Consider the following 22883-nt stretch of genomic DNA (forward strand, 5'->3'; position numbering starts at 1 on the left):
CAGATTTCATATTGGATCTAAATCCCCAATATGAAATCTTCCACCTTTAGAGGTAGGAATTGTCACTCTCAAGGAAGCTAGAAAACAAATAATTGATAACCGTTCACTGATAACTGTTTTTTGTTTTTTGCCATCAATGCACTAAGTAAATAATTCCCATTACTGTCAGATGATTTAGCAAGATTTATGGGTTTACTCCCCAATTACCTGGAAAATATTCAGATAAAGGCATACAAGCCAAGGGAGACTAGAAATAAATAACATTCCGAATGCTGGTAGAAATTATAAACAGACGATTATTCTACAATCACACGGGACGGAAATTTGAGGAGAGAAGTTTCCACTGCACAATCGCAACATCTTCAAAGCACGGTGATAGTACTGAATTCAGAGTCCTGAGTTCTGAGCGAAAATTACTCAGAACTCAGTAAGAATTTACCCAAGACTTTGATTAACGATCGCTAGATTCTGGAGTTATTTCCGAATTGCCACTATCATTTGATGCTGGCACCTTTAACTGAGGTGGTTCAATTACCAACGAAGTCCCAGAAGAACCGTCTAAAACTAGTTGCTCTGAGCCTGCGTCCACAGCTTTTGGGTCTGGAAATACAAATCGTAATAAGGGAGGAGCTAAAAAGGTTGTCAAGATAACCATCATGATAATTGCCGCCCCTAATGGTTTTGAGAGAGCGCCACTGGCTGCGCCGACACCAGCAAACACTAATCCAACTTCCCCTCTGGGAATCATCCCCACACCGATCGCTAAACGGTTAATTCCTGGTTGACCAAACACGCTTAAACCTGTGATCACTTTACCGAGAATGGCTACTATGATCAGGAAAGTTGCCATAATTAGACCTTCCCGATTATCGGGAATTGCTGGGTTTAACACTCCCAAATCGGTTTTTGCCCCAACAGTCACAAAGAAAATTGGCACTAACATATCAGCAATGGGACAGACTTGCCTTTGCAGTTCTTTGCGCTTATCTGTCTCTTCTAAGACTAAACCCGCTGCAAAAGCTCCCAGAATTGCTTCTAAGTGGATAGCGGCGGCAAGGTATGCCATCGCAAAAGCAAAGATGAATGCTGGTATTACCAGTCCACCGCGTGTTTTGAGTTTATCAGCGATCGCCACAAAGGACTTATTGAAAACATTACCTAGTAGGATTGCTCCCAAAATAAAACCAGTGGCGCTGATAATCAAATAAATTACTTTGGTGACATCCACCACGCCATCTTTAGCTAGGCTGGCAACTACCGCTAAAACGATGATTCCTAATACATCGTCAATTACGGCAGCACCCAAAATAATCTGCCCTTCTTTAGAATTGAGTCGCCCCAACTCTGACAGCACTTTGGAAGTAATCCCAATACTAGTGGCAGTCAAAGCCGCCCCTGCAAAAATTGCCGGGACAGCACTAATACCAAATAAAGTCATCAGTCCCACAGTACCAGCGGTAAAGGGTACTACTACCCCCACTATTGCTACAACAGTGGCTTGGATACCAACTGCCATTAAGTCTTTTAAATTCGACTCCAAGCCGATTTCAAACAGCAGGATGATTACACCCAATTCTGCTAAAACGGAAACGACTTCAGACTGAGCGGCAAACACCGCTGGTGTGGCTTCAGGCGTTAAACCACCAGTGGTTTGAAGGAAGGACATGATCAAAGAGCTAGAACTGTCTGTGCTGCCTTCTGGAAATACCAAAAGGTGGAAAACAGAGATGCCAACTACCACACCACCTACGAGTTCGCCTAAGACAGGCGGTAAACCCACTTGGTTTGATAACTCTCCACCAACTTTGCTGGCGAGATAAATGACTACTAAGCTTAGTAGCACTGCTGCTACTACCATTGAACTGTCTGCGACTTCTGTTGCGCTAGCCAGCAGAGGAAAAGAAAAGTTGATTGGATCTAACAAATGCATTAGGTTCTCTGAAAATCCTTCTCTTTGATTTTGACGCGTTTCTGAAAAACGTCTATCTGTGGAGATGCAATTTGCAGCTTACATAAATTAATTTGTGCCATTTGTCAAATCAATCAAGCGCTACCTTTCCGGTTCAGGTTTCAGCAGCCAATACGCCACAATAAAATCTCTAAAAAAACTAGTGTAATTTTTTTAGTTTCAAAAAATGTAACCGTTTCAGCTTTTGACGATCGCAATGTCAAAGTAAGAACATACAAATCGTATCTAGCGATCGCACTTGAGTTGTGAAAAACTTGTGGTAGCTGTTGACTCTCAACGGCCACCAGAAGATTGCTACATGCGTTGATTAAAAACATCTGTGGATACTTTGAGGAGTGCAAATCTTATGACTAGAGCCGCTTTAACCGGTTCTCAGTTTCCATCTGGAAACTTGTGGAAAATACTGCCTTTAGCCTTGCTAGTATGTGTAACTTTTACGCTGCCCGCGTTGGCGCAAGAAAAAGATAAATTGTGGCGAACCCTTAGTGTCAGTGGTCGCGGAGTGGAAACAATTCCTACAACCCTGGCGCAAGTCAGTTTAGGAGTGGAGATTCAGGGGAAAACAGCACAGGAGGTACAGCAAGAAGCCGCTCGCAGGTCATCGGCTGTAGTTGCGTTCCTCAAGAGCAAAAATGTTGAAAAATTACAAACTACTGGTATCCGGCTCAACCCAGTTTATAGCTACACCGATAATGTACAGCGAATTACAGGTTATGCTGCCAATAACACTGTGAGTTTTAGCATTCCTGTTGAGCAAGCTGGGACATTATTGGATGATGCAGTAAAAGCGGGTGCGACACAAATTAACGGTATTAGTTTTGTTGCGAATGATGAAGCGATCGCGGCTGCTCAAAAACAAGCATTAAAAGAAGCTACTCAAGATGCCCAGCAGCAAGCTGAAGCTGTTTTCAGTGCCTTGGGTTTCAAATCCAAAGAAATAGTGAGCATTCAAGTTAATAATGCTACTCCACCTCGACCACCCATGTTTTTACGGGCTGAGGCTGCAAAGTTAGATGATGCTTCCACCCCTGTTGTTGGTGGTGAACAGGAAGTAGAAGCATCGGTGACATTACAAATTAGTTATTAGTCATTTGTCATTAGTCCTTTGTCCTTTGTCAGGATAAAGGACTAATAATCAATGCCCAATTAAAAATGTTCTGAAGACATATCTCCAGTACCGCCCTCTCCATCTCGCTTAGAGCCTAATAAATCTAGTTGGTCTACTCTAATAATCGGTGTAGAACGGTTTGCTCCTGTTTGGCGATCGCTCCATGTGTCAAACTTTAAGGAACCTTTGATGCCAATTAGACTTCCCTTGCGGACATAATTACCTGCTACCTCAGCCGTCTTATCCCATAATTCCAACGTGAACCAGTCAGGTTCATCGCTGTTGCGCGATCGCCTTTTTACCGCTAGTGTCAATCTACACTTCACACTACCAGACTCAAAATATTTTATATCAGGGTCGCCGCCTACACGACCAACAAGAGTGACAATATTAATACTCATACGTGTTGCCTTTCAGTACAAGTGTACTCATTAATTCCGACTTCCATCATAGCGAATTGTGAAACACTTGAAAATAATGTGTTAAACAGTTAACAATATAGTTGACTTGAAAAATTATACACACTACTTGGAGAAACACATAAAAGTATACGGATATACTAAGCTAACCAGAGAATATCAAAAAACAGATGCCTGAGACATACTAAATATTCCTGGGAATCATATAAAAATATAGTCTAGTTTACTCAACTCAGGATACAAACGTAATCCAATCTGGCACGATTAACTCTGACCGTTGTAGTCAAAAAGTATCGCACATAGGGGGCTTAGAGAAGCGTGGGCATTTTTAGGAACTTTCGCACATCATGGGATATGGGTATCGATCTCGGTACCGCTAACACCCTGGTTTATGTATCTGGTAAAGGTATTGTACTACAAGAGCCTTCTGTAGTTGCTATCGATGTCAACGAAAAGGTGGCACTAGCAGTCGGAGAAGAAGCCAAAAAAATGCTCGGTCGCACACCTGGAAATGTGATTGCCCTCCGCCCTTTGCGAGATGGTGTAATCGCTGACTTTGAGATAGCCGAGCTGATGCTAAAAAGCTTTATTCAGCGTGTAAATGAAGGTAAATCTTTAGTTTTACCCCGGATTGTCATTGGTATTCCCAGTGGTGTCACAGGGGTAGAAAGGCGAGCTGTAATGGATGCAGCTCACCAAGCAGGAGCAAGAAAAGTGTATTTAATTGATGAACCTGTAGCTGCGGCCATCGGTGCAGGACTACCTGTTGCCGAAGCAACTGGCAACATGATCATTGATATCGGTGGTGGAACAACTGAAGTTGCAGTGCTGAGTCTTCAAGGTACAGTGATCAGCGAATCAGTACGCATTGCTGGAGATGAACTGACTGAAGCGATCATTCAGTATATTAAGAAGGTTCATAACTTAGTTATTGGTGAACGTACTGCCGAAGATATCAAAATTCGGCTTGGTTCTGCCTATCCGACTAATGATGATAATGACGCCATGATGGAAGTCCGAGGTTTACACCTGCTTTCTGGTCTACCGCGAACTGTAACAATCAAAGCCCCAGAAATCCGTGAAAGCATGTTAGAACCGCTATCAGTAATTATAGAAGCTGTAAAGCGGACACTGGAACGCACACCTCCAGAACTAGCAGCAGACATCATTGACAGAGGTATTATGTTAGCTGGTGGCGGTGCTTTGCTCAAAGGCATAGATACCCTCATTAGCCATGAAACAGGGATTGTAACCCACATTGCAGCTGATCCTTTAAGCTGTGTTGTGCTGGGAACAGGTCGTGTGTTAGAAAACTTTAAACAGTTGGAACGAGTTGTCACTGAAAGCTCTCGGAATATGTAACAAAAAAAATATCAGACTTGAGTTCTATTTGAGTTCTATTTGGGTTTTATATAAATAGAATCCAAGTAGAACTTAATTTATATAAGTATGCAAAGGTATATATGGTGACAATACGGCGTTGGTGGGATCGTAAAGGATTGCAAATCGGGTTGTTAGCTCTAGTAGTTGGTAGTGCTTGGATATTGCGACAGACTCAAGGTGAATTGGTGCTTGAGACTTACCAGGCAATTACCCGTCCATTAGAGATGTTGCAGTCAGGGCCCACTCGAGAAGAACGTCTCAGAGATGCCCGGATATCAGAACTGCAAACCCGTATAGTAGATTTGGAAAGTCAAAAGACAAAACTACAAGATTTATTAGGCTATGTAGAAAAAGAGCCTCTGGCATCACGGCCAATTCCTGCACGGGTGATAGGACGTAGTGCTGACCAGTGGTGGCAACAAGTTACCCTGAATCGCGGTGCGAATGCAGGGATTCAGGAAGGCTTCATAGTCAAAGCCGATGGCGGTTTGGTGGGTTTAGTGGAAAGCGTAACTCCCAATACTAGTCGCGTGTTGTTAATCAGTGACCTCAAGAGTCAAGTGGGTGTATCCATTAGCCGCACGGCAGCTAAAGGTGTTTTGCGAGGAGATTCTTCTGCGGAAGCTGTGCTGGAATTTTATGAAAAAGTTCCAAATGTGAAAGTGGGAGATTTAGTTTCCACATCTACTTATAGTCAGAAATTTCCATCCGGCTTGGCAGTAGGACGAATCAAGTCGCTGGATTTAAAGAAACTCCCAGCATCAGTGGCAAAAATAGAGCTTTTTCCGCCAATCCGTTCTCTCGATTGGGTAGCTGTTTATCCAAAGCCAGAAAACCAAGAGTCGGCAAATCAAGTGCCGCAAAAGTCTAAGTAAATTCTTCCTTGAAAATCCATAGAAAAATGAAGATTCCTGCATTTGGTGTTAGCAGGCAGAAAAAGCCAAAATCGTCAGAACGAAAGCGAAAATCAAAATTCCAAATCCAGCCGCTTTCTCGTTGGCATCCCGGCATACGTCAGCTGTTGGGTTGGATAGTGACGATTGGATCTGTACTGTTATGTTTACTATTATTACCAACCCGGTTCCCAGGTATGGAATTATTGGGAATTGGCCCTAACTGGCTGTTAATTTGGGTGGTAGCTTGGAGTGTGAAGCGCACGGTGTTTGCCGGAGCATTGGCAGGTATAGTTCTAGGGCTACTTCAAGATTCAATGACATCACCTAACCCTACTCATGCCCTCAGTTTAGGTATAGTGGGAATTTTAACTAGTCTGCTCCAGAAACAGCGTTTTATCGAAGAAGATTTTATCTCAATTGCTGTAATTGTCTTTATTATGGCAGTTTTGGCAGAAACTATCTTTGGGTTGCAATTAACTTTGATAGGCGATGAGCGCAAGGTAACAGATATTTGGACGTATTACCAGCGTGTCGCTCTTGCCTCTGCCATTCTTAGTAGTTTATGGGCACCTGTAGTTTATTATCCTTTGAACCGTTGGTGGCAGCGGATAAAATTATTGGAACAGTCTTGAACTATTTAAAGCTCTGCTCCATAGCCTACGGTGTACACACAAATCGAAAAAAGATCAATTTCTCATTGTTCTCTCGTTTATCTCGTTCCTATGCAGAGCAATAGGAATGCCTAATTAGAGGCTCTGCTAGTCAGATATTGAGTCTCTGACTCAATGAATGCATTCCCAGTCGGAGACTGGGAACGAGGAAATGCTTATCAAGCTAGGTTTTTAGGACTTGTGTGTACACCGTAGGCTCCATAGCAGGAGGATGGGGTCATCTCCCCAAGTGTTGTGCCCCTTTCCCCCTGCCTCTTCGTTGAGTGTTGGTGTAGAAAAAGCTTGGGCGATGGGCGCAAAGCGAGTGTGGGTTCATACGTGCAGTTTGGATAGTGGTCATGCGCTTGCCAATTACCAAGCAAGAGGTTTCCAACTCTACAAAGAGGAAATCCATCAGCAGGAACTACCAGATAAAGTGATTGGACCTTGGACTGGTGCATATAAAGAAGAATAGTATCGACTGTTGGGTTTCGTTCCTTAACCCAAGCGTATTGAGGTATAGCCCATCCTAGACATCGCAAAAACGATTAGCTGGCGAGACAAAACGGATTAAACGCAACCCCAGCCGCGACACTTTCAAGCAGGAGGTTAGGGATAGTACTGTTCTGAAACAGTCAGGAGATGGACTGGTTGAAAAACCGAGTGGTTCATATTTTTGCCGAACTAGCCTGTGACAATATGTTTTGATCGGCATGGAAGCTGTAATGCTTCCTGTCAACGAGCTGATCAAGGAATTGATTGACTACCGCGACTCACTCAAAACTCAAAGCTAACGTCAGTGAACAGGGTGAAAAAATTGCTAGGTGGTAAACACATCCTTTCTAAGAGGATGTTTGAAAAGTCTAAATTATTACTTGCCTGGCGACTAGAAGTCGCGGCTACACAGACAAAACCTGCCTTTCCTTGCGGAATGCTACGCGAACACAGGTTAAAAACCCTTGATTTTGTATTAGTCCACGGAGGTGGACTTCGTTTGTGTAGTAGCGAATTATATTCGCCCAAAACTTTTCAAATAACCTCTAAGGCTTATGAGTAAAGTGGTAAACCTGTTGTTCCAGGAATTGTGTAAAATAATTCCCCTGACCTGATGTTATTAACCCTTCTATATGAAGGGTTTTGAAACCTAAAGTTTCAGTTACCCTGAAGTTGATATATAAAAGAGCAATTTTCAAATGACCATTTACTTTTATAAGGTTTGGCAGCCTTATGGCTGTTTTTCTAACTTTTCTCCCCACGGAATCCACATCCAGGGTACTTACTGGCCAACGGTTGAGCATTATTATCAAGCACAAAAGTTTGTAGCCAGCACGGATGCAGTAATTATACCTATCATCCATGCTGCCGCCACACCAGAAGAAGCTGCTGCTTTGGGAAGATGTAGCGATCGCCAACTCCGTCGAGACTGGGATTTAGTCAAAACTCAAATTATGCGAGAAGCTGTACTCAAAAAGTTTCTCACCCATGCTGATATTAGAGAAGTTCTTCTGAGGACAGGTGATGAGATTTTGGTTGAAAATTCCCCAACCGATTCTTTCTGGGGCTGTGGTGCTAATAAAGCCGGCCAAAATCATCTCGGTAAAACTCTCATGAGTGTGCGTGAAGAAATTCGTAATTTACTATCTTTAACGGGAATTTACGAATAATTTAATCAAAATAGTTACGTTCAACATAAAATCAGCAATTAAACGGGGAATGGTAAAATTCCCCAGTCAAAAACATTATAAAAAGTTGCCAATAATTTAGTTATTTGTTTTAAAAATCTTAATTCATTGAATTAATGAGTAAAAGTGGTAAAAAATATTTTTATTTCAAAGCAATTCTGAAGGAATTAAGTTGGGTGATATCACTGAAATAGTTTGATGATTAAGAATATAAAATTAATAGGTGTCTATGAATAAGATTTTCTCAATTTTAGACTTATGAGGATGTTTGGAAAGTATTAATGATATTCAAAATGCTTTGAGATTTTTCTAAATAACTTTATAAATCTAAGGTATAAAACAAAATAACTGATCCACATCAAGTATATTTGAATACCATTGAAAAAACCTTTGCAACAGATGTATACCTCTAGCAACCTATTTTTAGCAAATATGTCGCGAAATGGGATGAAAATCAAAGTATTGTAAGTTGAAAATTCTTATCAGAGACAATTATAAAAAAATATACTTCAGTCATAGTGTATATAGACAATGACATTTACCGATAAACCAAACGAGTCGCAGCAAAGCTTATACCAACAAAGTTTACTGCACCGGATGACAAAACAGATCAGGCGATCGCTCAATCTCCAAGAGATATTAACAACTACTGTTAGCGAAGTGCGTTTGTTTTTGGGTGCAGATCGGGTAAAGGTGTATCGCTTTGATGCTGATGGTAGTGGTGAAGTCATTGCTGAATCTATCTATGAACAGCATCTACCATCTTTATTGGGGTTACGCTTCCCAGTTCATGATATTCCACAAGCAGCTAGAGAGATGTTTCTGTTAGCGCAGCAACGTGTGATTGTCGATGTGGCTAATGGTAAGACAGGGTTATCGCCTCTACAGTCAAAAGAAACTGGCAAACGTCTACAAACTAATATCTACTATCGGCAAGTAGACCCATGCCATATTCAATACTTACAGGCAATGGGCGTGCAGTCATCGTTGGTAGTGCCCATTTTACATTCCGATCTACAAGAACAATCGGCAAAGCCTAAATTGTGGGGATTATTAGTATCTCACCACAGTGAACCGCGAAAGATTTTAAAGCGGGAACTGAAAGTATTGCAACAAGTTGCTGACCAGGTAGCGATCGCGATCGCTCAAAGTAATCTACTCACTGAAGCCCACGCCAAGCAAGAGCGAGAAGCCACTATTAACCGAGTTACCACACTATTACATAAACTACCGACAATCCAATTACAAGGAGCGTTAGAAGAAGTTATTACTGCCTTCAATGGGGTAGGTGGTAGGCTTTACATTGAAGAGAGTCGGGAACTATACACCTGGGGCGATCAACCGACACTTCCCTACGAGTTAGATAACACTATTATCGAACAGCATCCCTTATGGCAAAACTGGATGGCTGAGTTTCAACAAGGTAATATTTGGACAACACCTGACCTCTATAAAGAACCACGTTTGCGAGTTTTGGCTTTAGCATTCCGTTCTACTGAAATTCGCGGACTTATGGTGATTCCCTTACATTACCGCGAAAAATTTATTGGTGTATTAAGTATTTTTCGCTCTGAATTTGAAACGGAAATCTTGTGGGCCGGACAATGTGAACAAAATCGCCGACAACTGCTACCCAAACTTTCATTTGAGGTTTGGCGAGAGCAAAAAAAGGGGCAAGCACCTGAGTGGAAGCCGGAAGATATGTTATTGGCGCAAGCCTTATACGATCATTTCTCAATGGCAATTCAGCAGCAGCAAATGTACAAACACGTACAAGCCCTGAATGCCAATCTAGAAGTGCGTGTGCAAGAGCAAACTGCTGAACTCGAAAAATCATTACTGCTTACTAAACTACTCAAGCAAGTCACCGAACAGATTCGCCGCACATTAGATTTGCAGACAACTCTGCAAACTATCGTTCGGGAAGTCCGTCCCCTGCTAAATTCAGATCGGGTGCTGATTTTACAACTGAAGAGTAAATCGGTGATTGTGGAAGAGATTAATGGCAATTGGCAGTCAGTCTTGGGAGTGAATGCACCACCGGAATGCTTTCCTGATGAGTATACGCGTCTATACTGCCAGGGCAGGGTACGGGCAATTAACAACGTTTCAACAGCTTCTTTAAGTGATTGTCATCGAGAGTTTTTGCAGAGTTTACAAGTGCAAGCAAACTTAATAGTTCCGATAAATATAGGTATAGAACTATGGGGCTTACTAATTGCCCATGAATGTGAGGCTCCCAGAAATTGGCAGGATGCAGAAATTGATTTATTACAACAGCTAGGAGATCAGGCTGCGATCGCCATTCAACAAGCACAACTCTACGAACAAACCTCTGATGCCGAAATTGAAGCCAGAAATCAAGCTGCCCAGTTAGAGCATACCCTACATGAACTCCAAGAAACACAGACAAGATTAATTCACACCGAAAAAATGTCTGGCTTAGGACAGTTGGTAGCAGGTATCGCTCACGAAATCAACAATCCTGTTAACTTTATCTACGGGAACCTGTGCCACGCCAGTGACTACACCGAACAACTGCTAGAAATTTTACGTCTCTACCAGCTACACTATCCCCATCCCCATAGTGAAATCCAAGCTGCGATCGAAGCGATCGATTTTGAATTTTTGGTAGAAGACCTCCCAAAAATTATGACCTCAATGCAAGTGGGAACCGAGCGCATCCGCTCAATAGTGCTGTCGTTACGCAATTTTTCTCGGTTGGATGAGGCTGAAAATAAGCGGGCTGACCTGCATGAAGGGATTAACAATACCTTATTAATTTTGCAACATCGGTTGAAAGGAAATGCTGAATCTCCACGCATTGAGGTAATCAAAGAGTATGGCAACATCCCACGCGTGGAATGCTATGCGGGCCAAATGAATCAGGTATTTATGAATATTTTCAGCAATGCCATAGATGCCCTGGTAATGGGGACTGGGGAATGGGCAATCGGGACTGACGACAAAGAGAAGAACCTATGCCGAATGCCCACTATCCGGATTTCTACTAAAGTCTCAGCAGATAACTCTCGTCTGTTAATTCGTATTAGCGACAATGGGCCGGGAATGACTGAAGAGGTGAAAAAGCGAGTTTTTGATCCGTTTTACACTACTAAGCCTGTGGGCAAGGGCACAGGCTTAGGACTAGCAATCAGCTATCAGATTATTGTCGAAAAACATGGGGGAATAATGGAGTGCATTTCAGAACCTGGGAAGGGTACAGAGTTCTGGATTGAAATTCCTATCAAACCCCCAGCCAAAATACATGGCTGAAGGTAGATGGATGTTACTTAATGGGCAGTACCAGACTCGAACTGATGACATCCTGCTTGTAAGGCAGGCGCTCTACCAACTGAGCTAACCGCCCTTTTGACTAATCCTTAATTAATATAGCAAAACATTTCACATTGCGCTAGTCTTTTTCAGAAAATCTTTTTTTCTCTTATACTGACTCAGTATTCAGTTAATCAGCACTGGCTCAACGCCCCGCTATCGCTAACAGGAATTAGTATGCCCTCTGGTCGGACGCACGATCGCATTACTATGTATGCTCTGCCGTTCGTGGCGGGCGTTACTTTCTGGCAGACTCACAGTAGCAATGCGACTTTGTTGGTTGCAGGCGGGTTTTTATTTGGCGGGCTGATGTTTGGCCCCGATTTGGATATCTACTCTGTGCAATTTCAACGCTGGGGTTTCTTGCGCTGGATTTGGCTACCTTATCAAAGAAGTCTGCGTCATCGTTCTTTTTTATCCCACGGGCCGATTATTGGCACGATTTTGCGGATAATTTATCTGGGGTGTTTGCTTGCTATTGTGGCAATTTTCGTTTTGGTAATTGCTGAAAGGTTGTGGAATCTGAGTTTTACTTGGCAGGATTTGGGTAGAACTGTGGGGCGATCGCTCGTGGATTACGATACTGAATATATTGCCCTCTTTTTGGGTTTGGAACTCGGTGCGATGAGTCATTCTCTCAGCGATTGGGGTGGTTCAGCTTATAAGCGGTTTAAAAAGCAGGGGGTTCGGGGGGTGTTTCCTAGTGGCAAAATTAAGAGGCGGAAAGTGAGGAGTGGTAGTCGTCGACCGAGAGTAAAGAAATAATTTTTTTAAACGCAAAGGAACGCGAAGGGAAGCGCAGAGGTACGCAGAGGTATGGAAGAAAAAAATGAGACTTTGGTGGCGTTGCAGGAATTGATTGAGGTGGTGGCGAAGTTGCGATCGCCTGATGGTGGTTGTCCTTGGGATTTGGCTCAAACTTCCGAAACGCTTACACCTTATGTGATTGAGGAAGCTTATGAGGTGGTGGATGCGATTAAGAGTGGGGATAAGGGTGCGATCGCAGAGGAGTTAGGCGATTTATTATTACAGGTGGTATTGCAGGCCCAAATAGCTAGCGAATCTGGGCAATTTTCTTTGAAAGAAATAACTCAGGGGATTTCCCAAAAGTTGATTCGCCGTCATCCCCATGTGTTTGGTGATGTGTCGGTGGCGAGTGTGGATGAGGTGCGGCAAAATTGGGAACAAATTAAAGCTGCGGAAAAGGGTGAAGCATCTCCAGACACGCAAAAATTTAGTGCTAAACTCGCTCGTTATGGACGTACTCTTCCCCCACTGACGGCGGCGATGAAGATTTCTCAAAAGGCTGCGGCGATCGGGTTTGAATGGGAAAATATTCAAGGCGTTTGGGATAAGTTTCATGAGGAGTTAGGGGAGTTTCAACAGGCTTTAGCTGAGGAAACACCTGAACGACAACAAGCAGAGTTAGGTGATTTACTTTTTGCAGTTATTCAGCTAGCCCGTTGGCATGATCTTGACCCCAGCACTGGTTTGCAAGGTACAAATCAGCGATTTGTCCAGCGATTAGAAAAAATGGAGGCGGTTGTTGACCGTCCCCTTTCTGATTACAGTTTGAATGAGTTAGAAACTCTCTGGCAACAAGCAAAAGCTCAACTTGCTCAAGAAGGGAGTGGGGAGTAGGGAGTGGGGAGTAGGGAATGGGGCATTGGGCATTGGGCATTGAAAAGGGGCAGGGGGTAAGCCCGGATTTCTCACGCATATAGCCAGATGGGGAAGAGGAGTCTGGGGGGTCTGGGGGGTGTGGGAAGAGAAGAATTAATAACCAATGCCCCATTCCCCATTCCCCATTCCCCATTCCCCATTCCCCATTCCCTACTTCAAGCTTTTTCAGCATCGAACCACTTATCATATAGCGATTGATAAGTGCCATTTTCTTTAAGATTCAGTAGAGCCTGATTAATTGGTTTGCGGTAGGGACTGTTGTTAGGCAGAATGATTCCATAGCTTTCTTCACGTAAGATACTGCCAACAATCTGTACTTTTCCTTTGCCTTCATTAGCAGCATAGAAAAGAAGTACAGGCGCATCAAACACCACGGCATCAGCTTTTTTGGTTTGCAGAGCATTGTAAGCTTGCTCAATCTTGTTAACTTCTAAAACTGAAATCTTATGTTCTCGCATATATGTGGCCGCTGTGCTGCCCGCAGTTGTGGCCACTACCTTACCAGGTAAATCGTCTATACTCCTGATATCGCCCTGAAGCTGTTGTACTGTCAATGAGGTAGTAGCGCTGGCTGTAAAGTAGGCGGCAAAAAGTACTCCAATGAACATCCAGATAATACCTACTAAGCGTCCCAGTACTCCTTTGGGCATTTCATCAGCTTGGGTGGCTAATGTGGCAGCTGACCACCAACAGGCTTTGAAAATGCCAGGAAAGTATGATTTGGGAATCATCCCATCTTTATGATTGCGCTCAGATAACCAAATAATGTGGGCTGCTACAACAATTAGCACTAGGGCAACGCCTATTACCTGCAACAGGCTAGCTGAGAAAAACAATTGCAAAATATTTGGGAAGGCATTGTCGTTGGTTTCTGAGTTTCTTACCATAATTTGCAGCCCCCCAGCAAAAATGGGTAATGAGAAATCAAAATTCTCCTGGCGTTCGGCTGTAATCGAAATAGCTGAAATCCCTAAATTAGCTTTGTTGTCCTTAATAGCAGAAAGCAGTTCTGGTACAGAGGAATATTCAATAAATTTAGACTCTACACCTATTTGGTTAGCGATATTGCGCCAGAGGTCGATACTGAATCCTGATAGCTCACCTTTGTTTGCTAGCACAAAGGGCGGTATAACTCGTGTAGCGACTAATAACGGTTGTTGGAGTTGTGGTTTTTGGGCTAGTCCTGGGGATGTCATGAACAACAATGCCAGAATTCCACTTATTAATCCTATGCAGGTATACAGTGCTAAGGAACGCCTGGTTTTGTTTTTCCGGTCATATCTGCCAATTGGGCTTTTTCTCCCAGCTATAAGTTGGCGAAATCTAGTAGCGATCGCATTTATCATCAGAATTTTTTTGGGGTTGTATGCATAATCTATTTATCATGCCCACCCCATATCAAATATCACAATTATCATCCCCCTAAAACCGATTTTTTTCAGATTTAGGGGGATGAACATGGTTAAAGCTAGATTCAAGCCGAACTACAATTTGATGGTAACGGTCTTAACTTCGGTATATTGCTGCAAGCCATATTCGCCAAGTTCTCGACCAATACCAGACTGCTTAAATCCACCAAAGGGTGCAGCAGCATCAAATACGTCGTAGCAGTTTACCCACACCGTACCTGCTCGGAGATTATTCGCGATCGCATGAGCTTTGGTGATATCCTGAGTCCAAACAGCGGCGGCTAGTCCGTATATGGTGGCATTCGCCCGTTGAATTACTTCGTCGATATCTTTGAATTTGATGATGCTCATCACTGGGCCAAAGATTTCCTCTTGAGCAATCTTCATGTCATCGCGGACATCTGCAAAGACTGTGGGGGCGATAAAATAACCTTTGTTGCCGACTCGATTGCCGCCACATAGCATCTGTGCACCTTCGCGCATTCCAGATTCGATATAGCTCATCACTCGATCAAATTGGTCTTTGTCTACTTGCGGCCCTTGTTCTGTGTTCGCATCGAAAGGATTACCGACAACCCGCACTCTTGCTCTTTCTACAGTTCTAGCAACGAACTCGTCATAACATTTTTCTTCGACAAACAGCCGCGAACCAGCACAACAGCACTGCCCTTGGTTAAAGAATATGGCATCGTGGGAACCTGCGATCGCTGCATCCATGTCAGCATCGGCAAAGACAATGTTAGGACTCTTACCACCAAGTTCTAATGTGACGCGCTTCAGATTACTTTTGGCTGCCGCTTCCATAATTAGATGACCGACTTCAGTGGAACCAGTAAATGCCACTTTGTCAATATCTCTATGACGAGCGATCGCAGCCCCGGCGGTTGGGCCATATCCTGATAATATATTCACCACGCCAGGCGGAAAACCAGCTTCAATAATCAACTCACCTACCCGCAACGCTGATAATGGTGTTTGTTCTGCTGTTTTAAGAACTACAGTGTTACCAGTTGCCAAAGCCGGTGCTAATTTCCACGCCTGCATCAATAGGGGAAAATTCCACGGGATAATTTGACCAACTACACCCACAGGTTCATGGCGAGTGTAGCAGAAGTATGGCCCGTTAATTGGGATAGTTTTACCTTGTACTTTGTCTGCCCAACCTGCATAGTAACGATAGCAGGCGATGACTAGACCCAAATCACCTAATGAATCTTGTAATGGTTTGCCGTTGTCGAGAGTTTCTAGCTGCGCCAACTCATCGATATTTTGCTCAATTAAGTCAGCTAATTTGTAAAGCAACTCGCCGCGACGGGTCGCAGATATCTTTCTCCATTCCCCACTATTGAAGGCGTTGCGGGCCGCTTGTACTGCGTTATCTACATCTGGGGCGTCTGCTTCTGAGACTTCGCAGATTACCTCACCTGTAGTCGGGTTGATTGTTTCAAATCGGCGATCGCTGACACTATTTACCCACTCATTGTTAATCAGCAACTTGGTTGGGCCAATTTTGACCTGTTGTCCTGGTACTGTTGCTATAACCATCAGGCCCTCCTTAAGCTATAAAAAAAATTGCTTAAATTGCTTAAATCTACTTATTATGTTTGTTGCTGTACAGCACCCTAGATGGATTTCTTTATCAATTCTTTATTTTAGGATAAGAGTTAGAGGTTGAGATAGCTATATTGTGTCTAAATTCACTTTGTAGAAGTCGCGTTGGCAAGACAAACTTCTATGTTTGAGCAATAAGTTTTGAGATCAGCTTTTAGCGTAAAGTTGGGCTTATAGCTGCTTAATTTTCTCTCTCACGTGCGCTTGTTATATCTTAGCAAAGTGAGCAATATGGATGATTTTAGTCAACAAATAGAGAAATTGCGCTCACGGGTGACAGGATTACTGCAAAGTAGTGCAAGTGAGGGATACTCGCAACAAGAGCTAACGGCAGAAGCTTTTGAAGAACTTCAAATCTCCTTGGAAGAACTAAAAATCGCCTCCGAGGAACTACAAGCAACACGAATCGTAGTAGAGAAGGAGCGTCAGCGCTACCAAGAATTATTTGATTTTGCGCCTGATGGTTACTTGGTAACTGATACATTCGGCACTATCCTCGAAGCTAATCGTGCTGCTACCATACACCTGAATGTTTTACAGCGATTTTTGGTTGGCAAACCGCTGCTTAGTTTCATCGCCCAGTCAGATCATCAACCTTTTTTTAATTACCTAACTCAGTTGCAGCACCTAGACCGGGGTGGAGAATGGGAAGTGTGTTTACAACCACGGGAAAAAATCTGTTTTGATGTTGCTTTGACAGTAGTTACCGTCCGTAACGAAAAAGGTAAGCCAGTTGCTCTACGCTGGCTAATGCGCGACATTAGCCAGCGTAGGCGTTTAGAGTCACAACGCGAGCAGTTATTTGCCAATGAGCAAGCCGCCCGAATTGCAGCCCAAGCAGCAGAGAGGCGCTCTAATTTTTTGGCTGAAGCAAGTCGTATATTGGTATCTTCCTTGGATTACCGTACTACCCTCACCAGCGTCGCGCAATTGGCAGTGCCTACCCTCGCCGATTGGTGTATTGTGGATGTTGTTGAAAATAATTTGGCAGTTTTCAGTAACCCAGTCATCGCTGCATCTGAACCGACGAAAGTATCACTAGTACGAGAACTCCAACAACGCTATCCAATTCCTGTTGATGCTGATTATGGCCCACCAAAGGTTTTACGGACTGGTAAGCCAGAATTAGTTACAAATATTCTTGAGTCTTCATTAGAGAGAAAGGCGTCGAACCAGGAACACCTCAGTCTGCTGTGCCAACTCCAAGTTAAGTCTCATATAGTTGTCCCACTGTTGGTGCGTGAACATAAGTTGGGGACAATTCTATTTGCATCTGCACAACCAGGACGCCATTACACTATCGTAGACCTAGAAATGGCTGAAGAACTTGCTCAACGGGCAGCGTTCGCCATTGACAATGCACAGCTTTATCGACAAGCCCAGGAAGCTAACCGCATCAAAGAAGAGTTTTTAGCGATCGTTTCCCACGAACTTCGTACACCTCTCAATTCTATGTTGGGTTGGGTTCAAATAATACGTAATCGAAAATTGGACGAGGCAATTACCTTTAAGGCACTGGCGACAATCGAACGGAATGCCAAACTTCAAAGAAAACTGATTGAAGATATCCTGGATATCTCACGCATTGTCCAAGGACAAATCCGCCTAAATATCTGTAAAGTTGACCTTGTACCTGTAATTCAGGCGGCAATTGAAGCTGTACATCCCACATCTGAAATTAAGGATATTCAAGTTGAGTCTAATCTTGACTCCTCAGTTGGTCAGGTTATGGGTGATGCAGAACGCCTCCAACAAGTTTTCTGGAATTTGCTCTCTAATGCCGTCAAGTTCACACCTAGCGGGGGACGAGTTGAAGTACATCTGGAACAGGTAAACTCAAATGCCCAGATAACTGTCTCTGACACAGGTAAGGGAATTAGTGCTGACTTTCTACCTTATATCTTTGAGCGCTTCCGTCAAGCTGATAGCACAACGACTAGAGCAGATGGTGGTTTGGGGCTGGGGTTAGCAATTGTGCACCACTTAGTAGAAATGCACTCAGGCATAGTCTATGCGGTTAGCGAGGGGGAAGGAAAGGGAGCAACATTTACAGTGCTGTTACCTTTATTAGAACCGCAACCAGAACAGCTAATTAAAGAAAGTGAAGTAAAAGTCGATAACCTCTTAATGCTCGATGGTTTGCAAGTACTTGTTGTAGATGACAATGCCGATACGCGTGAGTTAATTGCCTTCGTTCTTGAACAGTCTGGAGCGCAGGTGAGGGCGGTTAGCTCAGTAGGTGAAGCCCTGGAAGCGTTACGACGATTAAGACCACATGTTCTAGTCAGTGATATCGGAATGCCAGATGAGGATGGTTATTCTCTAATTCGCAAAGTACGGGCGCAGGAAGGAGAGCAAGGGGAGAAGATTCCAGCTGTAGCACTAACGGCATTTGCTAGAGATGAAGAACGCAGACTCGCTCTGCAAGCTGGATTCCAAGTTCATGTATCCAAGCCAATCGAGCCAGAAGAGTTGGTGACAGTGGTAGCAAACCTTGTTAAAGGCAGCAAACATAATGCACAGCGTTACTAGTTCGTAATTCGTAATTAGGTTTTTGCAAGGGTTTCAGACATTTCAAATGGGTGGTTTATTTTGGCTGTGCCGTAGTCGTTAAACCAGGCAGAGATTTTTGTCTTAACTTAATTTGTTTGAGGATGAACGCAATTACTGATTGCGTGGGCGTGAAAATCAAGGACTAAAGTCCCAATACTTGTCGGTTAAGGGGAAAAGGGGAAGGTGGGGCCCCCTCTGGGGATAAGGGGCGGGGGAAAGGGGAAAGAAAAAACCTTTAACCTTTACCCTTTAACCTTTACCCCAAACCCAATGCCGAGTTAAAAATGCTTAACCGAGCAGTATTGACTAAAGTCCTTACTACAAACTCGTATTAACATAAAAAACGGAGGCAGTTATGAACTACCTCCTTAGAAATTAAAGCTTGGATGGACTGAGAAATGCTTTGACAGCAGCCTAGAAACTCAGCTATCTGCTGCTCAAAAACATAGTCAAGACCACTCCCAGGATAATCGATCCACCGCCAAGGATGAATGACCAGAAGCGATGGTAACTGTTGACAATAGTGCCATTTTCACTCTGGAGTTGAATCAGATCCATCCAAGGTGCAACACCCCGACGGAACCAACCTACCGCTCCAACTTGTTCACCAATCAAGCTTTGGACTCGCTTCATCCCAAACAGAAAGTTACCAATGGGGCCAAAGCGTGAGGCGTAATGCAGATAAAGCATTCCGCTACGATCCTGAATTTTTAAATCGGAACCAAATTTATAACCAGCGTCGCCACGACCAATGAGTTGACCTTCAAGTTTTGCAGGTTGTCCACGCAACGGACTGGCGTAGGGGTCTGACATTAAGGTGAGAATGTCGGTTTCTGGTGCTTGCTTGTAGTCAGGAAACATCACTAAGGCTTTGACGAGAATTCCTATCCCTAAGCCAATTAGTGGCGCACCAATTACCAAACCTGTGTTTGGAGAACTTGACCACAAAATTATACCCATTACCAAGCCAACGAAGAAACCAATTGTTTCAGCACCATACAGTACAACATCTAAAAAGAAGTTGCCGTAAAGCCTACTTTTATTCAGAGTTTTTCCTTCTCCAATAACTCGCCCCATATCAAACTCAGTCGGTAAACCCAATTGTTCGGCATAGTTACTTAATGCACGAACTCGTTTACCTGTCAATGGGTGAGTTGAATTTAACTCCATCCACCAGCCCCAAGGGTTAAACATATCCCACAGAAAGACGCGACCAATTTTTTGGCTATCAGATGCAATGCGGTAGGCGGTTCCTGTGGAAGCGGCGGCTTTATGATCATAGATACCCAAAGCGCGAGTTCCTTCAATCAAACGACTCGGTTCTTGTGTCCGTGAACCTTCTTCCAAAATTCCGTAGGCAATCTTCACCAAAGCGCGGGATAATCCATTGGGATTACCTGTACTTTCGGCTGCAAAGTGGTCGGCAAAGTATTCCCGTGTGCGGGAGAGGTACAGCACTAAATATGTACCGATGACATAAAACACGTAGGCAACTAGACCAGCAGTTTGTATCGCATCTTTAATTTTGCTATCGCCACCACGTCCCAATCTTCTGGCTGTAATGTAAATTAGATAGCAAATTTGCACTAAGGTAGAAGCTACTGTCATCACTGCAAAGTCCCAGTGGACTATGTGCCCTAGTTCGTGGGCGTAAACAGTAGCAATTTCATCGTCATCCAGGTATGTGAAAAGTCCTTGACTGACGACTAAACGGGCGCTGTTCGGCAATGAACCATAAGTAAAAGCCGTGGGGTTTTGGTCGTTAATGATTCCCAAACGGGGCATTTTCAGCTTTTTCTGCTCACAGATTTGCTGAATAACTTTAGCTGTCTCTGGACTGAGGGTTTCAACTTCTGCTAACTCTACCCAGCGAGTTTGGTAAAGCCAGCCTTGGGTTAAGTCCATGATGAATGGAGATATGAAAAAGGCAGCGATATTAAAAACTAGGGTAATACCAATAGCGATCGCTAGCCCTTGGAGTGGATCGTCGCTACCTATAATAAATACCAAGCTCAAACCTAAAGCCAACACCATGCCAAACAGCAAGGTCATGGTGACACCAGAAGCTAACGCTAAACTACCACCCACGCCCCCCATCGCTAATTTCATCCCGGTGGTAGCGGCACGACCAGCTTTTTGGCTGGCGTTAGTTGGCGTTTGGCGGAAGGATTGACTAGCTTGTTCTGCCCAACTACGAGCCTGTGGGTTTTCACTCATCATTAACTTTTGACACAGGGCCTTGGCTTTTTCGGTTTCGCCTGTGGCTTGATAGGCTTTCATCAGCCACATCTGTGCTGAAAGATAATCTGAGGAATCACGTTCAACACAATCACGGCAAAATTGTTCGAGTAATTCAACCGCTTCTTGATAACGTTTTTGTTTTAAAGCGTCTAATCCAGATTGCAATGACATAGGATCTCCCTAGTGAAGGAGTGGTATTTAATCTATCAATACTCAATAGATCCAGCGATCGTCACTGCAATTTCGTAAAAATTTAAATAATGAAAGTATAAAATATCTACTTAAGTAAAAGACTAGAGAAACATACATTAGTATGTCTTTCTAGCCTGGGGAACGCATAAATCATATTTAAGACTTTCAAATACAAACCGTGATAATACTTAGAATATTGCTGAAAATGTAAATTTAGTACGTCTTCCTTATCTGTGTTCAATAATCACAGAATAAATGTTTTTAACCAAGTCTTACTTCACCCGATCAGAGTAATTATTGATTACCCAGATGGTTCACCCGATTGGAGGAAGACGAGTGATGAACATCACCTGAGATTGATAAGATGAAGAAAAGGTAAAGATTTGTGCTATGACTATTCTTGACATTGCTTCTCCCCTAATTGCGATCGCAGGACAAACCCGCCAAGCTGCAAGTAAGCTAGCGATTCTCTCCACTGAGGCCAAAAATCAAGCAATTGTTGCGATCGCTCAAGCTTTAGAATCAGCTAGAGATGAAATTTTACAAGCAAATGTTGCTGATTGTAAAGCTGCTACTGCCGAAGGGATTCCTCAACCGCTTTATAAACGCTTGCAGTTGGATGAACATAAATTAAGAGATGCGATCGTTGGGGTACGAGATGTTGGTAAGCTAGCTGATCCAATTGGTAAAGTGCAGATTCACCGCGAACTTGACACTGGTTTAATTCTGAAGCGCATCACTTGTCCTTTAGGTGTTTTGGGGATTATTTTTGAAGCCCGTCCAGAAGCGGCTATTCAAATTGTTTCGTTAGCAATCAAATCGGGAAATGGTGTAATCCTCAAATGTGGAAAGGAAGCGGTGCGTTCTTGTGAAGCGATAGTTAAGGCAATTAAACAGGGATTATCTCAAACTGCTGTTAACCCTGATGCGGTGCAGTTGCTGACAACTAGAGAAGAAACTTTAGAACTTTTGAAGTTAGATAAATATGTAGATTTAATTATTCCTAGAGGTTCTAATTCTTTTGTCCGGTTTGTGCAGGAAAATACGCGCATTCCGGTACTAGGTCACGCTGACGGGATTTGTCATCTTTATATAGATAAAGCCGCTGATATTTCTAAAGCAGTTACGATTACCGTCGATGCGAAAGCACAATATCCTGCTGTTTGTAATGCAATTGAAACTTTGCTAGTTCATCAATCAATTGCTACAGAATTTTTACCAAAAGTTGCTGAGGCTTTGCAAGAACGCCATGTGGAATTAAGAGGTGATCAACGCACCTTGGAAATTTTGCCTAACATTGCAAATGCAACAGAAACCGACTGGGAAACAGAATACAGCGATTTTATTTTGTCGATAAAGATTGTAGACTCTATAGAAGATGCGATCGCACATATTAACGAATATGGTTCTCGTCATACTGACGCCATTATCTCTGAAGATTCGGCGTCTGTTGAAACTTTCTTTGGACTAGTAAATTCAGCCAATATATTCCACAATTGTTCCACCCGTTTTGCTGATGGTTTCCGCTATGGTTTTGGTGCAGAAGTAGGAATTAGTACGCAACAAATGCCACCCCGCGGTCCCGTTGGTTTAGAAGGATTAGTGACATATAAATATCAAATGACTGGCGATGGTCATATTGTAGCTACTTACACAGGGGAGAATGCTAAGGCTTTTACTCATCAGGATTTAGTGTAAAGTATTCTCACATATAGGACTCATGTCTGATTTCTGAACAAGAGTTAAAGTGA

The 22883-nt window shown here is 43.3% G+C and carries 17 protein-coding genes and 1 tRNA gene; 11 read left to right on the forward strand and 7 right to left on the reverse strand.

Annotated elements, in window-relative coordinates; translation table 11 throughout:
• Nucleotides 1-451: 451 nt before the first annotated feature.
• Together ABF638_RS02890 and ABF638_RS02895 are read right to left on the reverse strand one after the other, a co-directional pair.
• On the reverse strand, nt 452-1930 hold the full coding sequence (locus ABF638_RS02890) for a cation:proton antiporter (protein WP_435020095.1): 1479 nt from the start codon (nt 1928-1930) through the stop codon (nt 452-454).
• Nucleotides 1931-2070: 140 nt separating this feature from the next.
• Complete coding sequence (locus tag ABF638_RS02895; RefSeq protein WP_435020097.1) at nt 2071-2286, reverse strand: hypothetical protein; 216 nt, start codon at nt 2284-2286, stop codon at nt 2071-2073.
• Nucleotides 2287-2315: 29 nt separating this feature from the next.
• Between ABF638_RS02895 and ABF638_RS02900 the strand changes: the two genes are divergently transcribed.
• Entirely contained in the window at nt 2316-3056 is a 741-nt protein-coding gene (locus tag ABF638_RS02900; protein ID WP_435020099.1) for an SIMPL domain-containing protein, read from the forward strand.
• Nucleotides 3057-3115: 59 nt separating this feature from the next.
• Here ABF638_RS02900 and ABF638_RS02905 read toward each other — a convergent pair whose 3' ends face one another.
• Complete coding sequence (locus ABF638_RS02905) at nt 3116-3478, reverse strand: single-stranded DNA-binding protein (RefSeq protein ID WP_069071395.1); 363 nt, start codon at nt 3476-3478, stop codon at nt 3116-3118.
• Between the two features lie 372 nt (nt 3479-3850).
• Here ABF638_RS02905 and ABF638_RS02910 point away from each other — a divergent pair, with 372 nt between their 5' ends.
• The 6 genes from ABF638_RS02910 (at nt 3851) to ABF638_RS02935 (ending at nt 11383) form a co-directional block, all read left to right on the forward strand.
• Entirely contained in the window at nt 3851-4858 is a 1008-nt protein-coding gene (locus ABF638_RS02910; RefSeq protein WP_435020101.1) for a rod shape-determining protein, read from the forward strand.
• A gap of 101 nt (nt 4859-4959) precedes the next feature.
• Entirely contained in the window at nt 4960-5754 is a 795-nt protein-coding gene (gene mreC, locus ABF638_RS02915) for a rod shape-determining protein MreC (protein WP_181927914.1), read from the forward strand.
• Between the two features lie 26 nt (nt 5755-5780).
• The gene (mreD, locus tag ABF638_RS02920; RefSeq protein ID WP_181927915.1) at nt 5781-6407 is read left to right on the forward strand and encodes a rod shape-determining protein MreD; all 627 of its coding nucleotides are present in this window, start codon (nt 5781-5783) and stop codon (nt 6405-6407) included.
• Between the two features lie 250 nt (nt 6408-6657).
• Nucleotides 6658-6900 (forward strand): hypothetical protein, encoded by a 243-nt coding sequence (locus tag ABF638_RS02925; RefSeq protein WP_435020104.1) that lies wholly within the window; start codon nt 6658-6660, stop codon nt 6898-6900.
• 718 nt (nt 6901-7618) lie between these two features.
• Entirely contained in the window at nt 7619-8089 is a 471-nt protein-coding gene (locus tag ABF638_RS02930) for an N-glycosidase (RefSeq protein ID WP_435020106.1), read from the forward strand.
• A gap of 549 nt (nt 8090-8638) precedes the next feature.
• Complete coding sequence (locus ABF638_RS02935; protein ID WP_435020108.1) at nt 8639-11383, forward strand: GAF domain-containing sensor histidine kinase; 2745 nt, start codon at nt 8639-8641, stop codon at nt 11381-11383.
• Nucleotides 11384-11404: 21 nt separating this feature from the next.
• On the opposite strand, the gene ABF638_RS02940 is transcribed toward ABF638_RS02935, so the two are convergent.
• A tRNA-Val gene (locus tag ABF638_RS02940) sits at nt 11405-11477 on the reverse strand.
• Nucleotides 11478-11620: 143 nt separating this feature from the next.
• Between ABF638_RS02940 and ABF638_RS02945 the strand changes: the two genes are divergently transcribed.
• Nucleotides 11621-12208, forward strand: coding sequence for a metal-binding protein (locus ABF638_RS02945; protein WP_435020110.1), 588 nt, complete (start codon nt 11621-11623; stop codon nt 12206-12208).
• Nucleotides 12209-12259: 51 nt separating this feature from the next.
• Entirely contained in the window at nt 12260-13084 is an 825-nt protein-coding gene (gene mazG, locus ABF638_RS02950) for a nucleoside triphosphate pyrophosphohydrolase (protein WP_435020112.1), read from the forward strand.
• A 197-nt stretch (nt 13085-13281) separates the two neighbouring features.
• Here mazG and ABF638_RS02955 read toward each other — a convergent pair whose 3' ends face one another.
• The gene (locus ABF638_RS02955) at nt 13282-14472 is read right to left on the reverse strand and encodes a transporter substrate-binding domain-containing protein (protein WP_435020114.1); all 1191 of its coding nucleotides are present in this window, start codon (nt 14470-14472) and stop codon (nt 13282-13284) included.
• 138 nt (nt 14473-14610) lie between these two features.
• Entirely contained in the window at nt 14611-16080 is a 1470-nt protein-coding gene (locus tag ABF638_RS02960; protein WP_435020116.1) for an aldehyde dehydrogenase family protein, read from the reverse strand.
• Nucleotides 16081-16377: 297 nt separating this feature from the next.
• Here ABF638_RS02960 and ABF638_RS02965 point away from each other — a divergent pair, with 297 nt between their 5' ends.
• Nucleotides 16378-18678: an ATP-binding protein gene (locus tag ABF638_RS02965; protein WP_435020118.1), complete on the forward strand. Its 2301-nt coding sequence runs from the start codon at nt 16378-16380 to the stop codon at nt 18676-18678.
• A 447-nt stretch (nt 18679-19125) separates the two neighbouring features.
• Here ABF638_RS02965 and ABF638_RS02970 read toward each other — a convergent pair whose 3' ends face one another.
• Nucleotides 19126-21111 (reverse strand): M48 family metalloprotease, encoded by a 1986-nt coding sequence (locus tag ABF638_RS02970; protein ID WP_435020120.1) that lies wholly within the window; start codon nt 21109-21111, stop codon nt 19126-19128.
• 411 nt (nt 21112-21522) lie between these two features.
• On the opposite strand from ABF638_RS02970, the gene ABF638_RS02975 reads away from it, so the two are divergent.
• Complete coding sequence (locus tag ABF638_RS02975; RefSeq protein WP_435020122.1) at nt 21523-22830, forward strand: glutamate-5-semialdehyde dehydrogenase; 1308 nt, start codon at nt 21523-21525, stop codon at nt 22828-22830.
• The last annotated feature ends 53 nt before the right edge of the window (nt 22831-22883 follow it).

This window comes from Nostoc sp. CALU 1950 (assembly GCF_051172895.1).
Taxonomy (GTDB): Bacteria; Cyanobacteriota; Cyanobacteriia; order Cyanobacteriales; family Nostocaceae; genus Nostoc; species Nostoc edaphicum_A.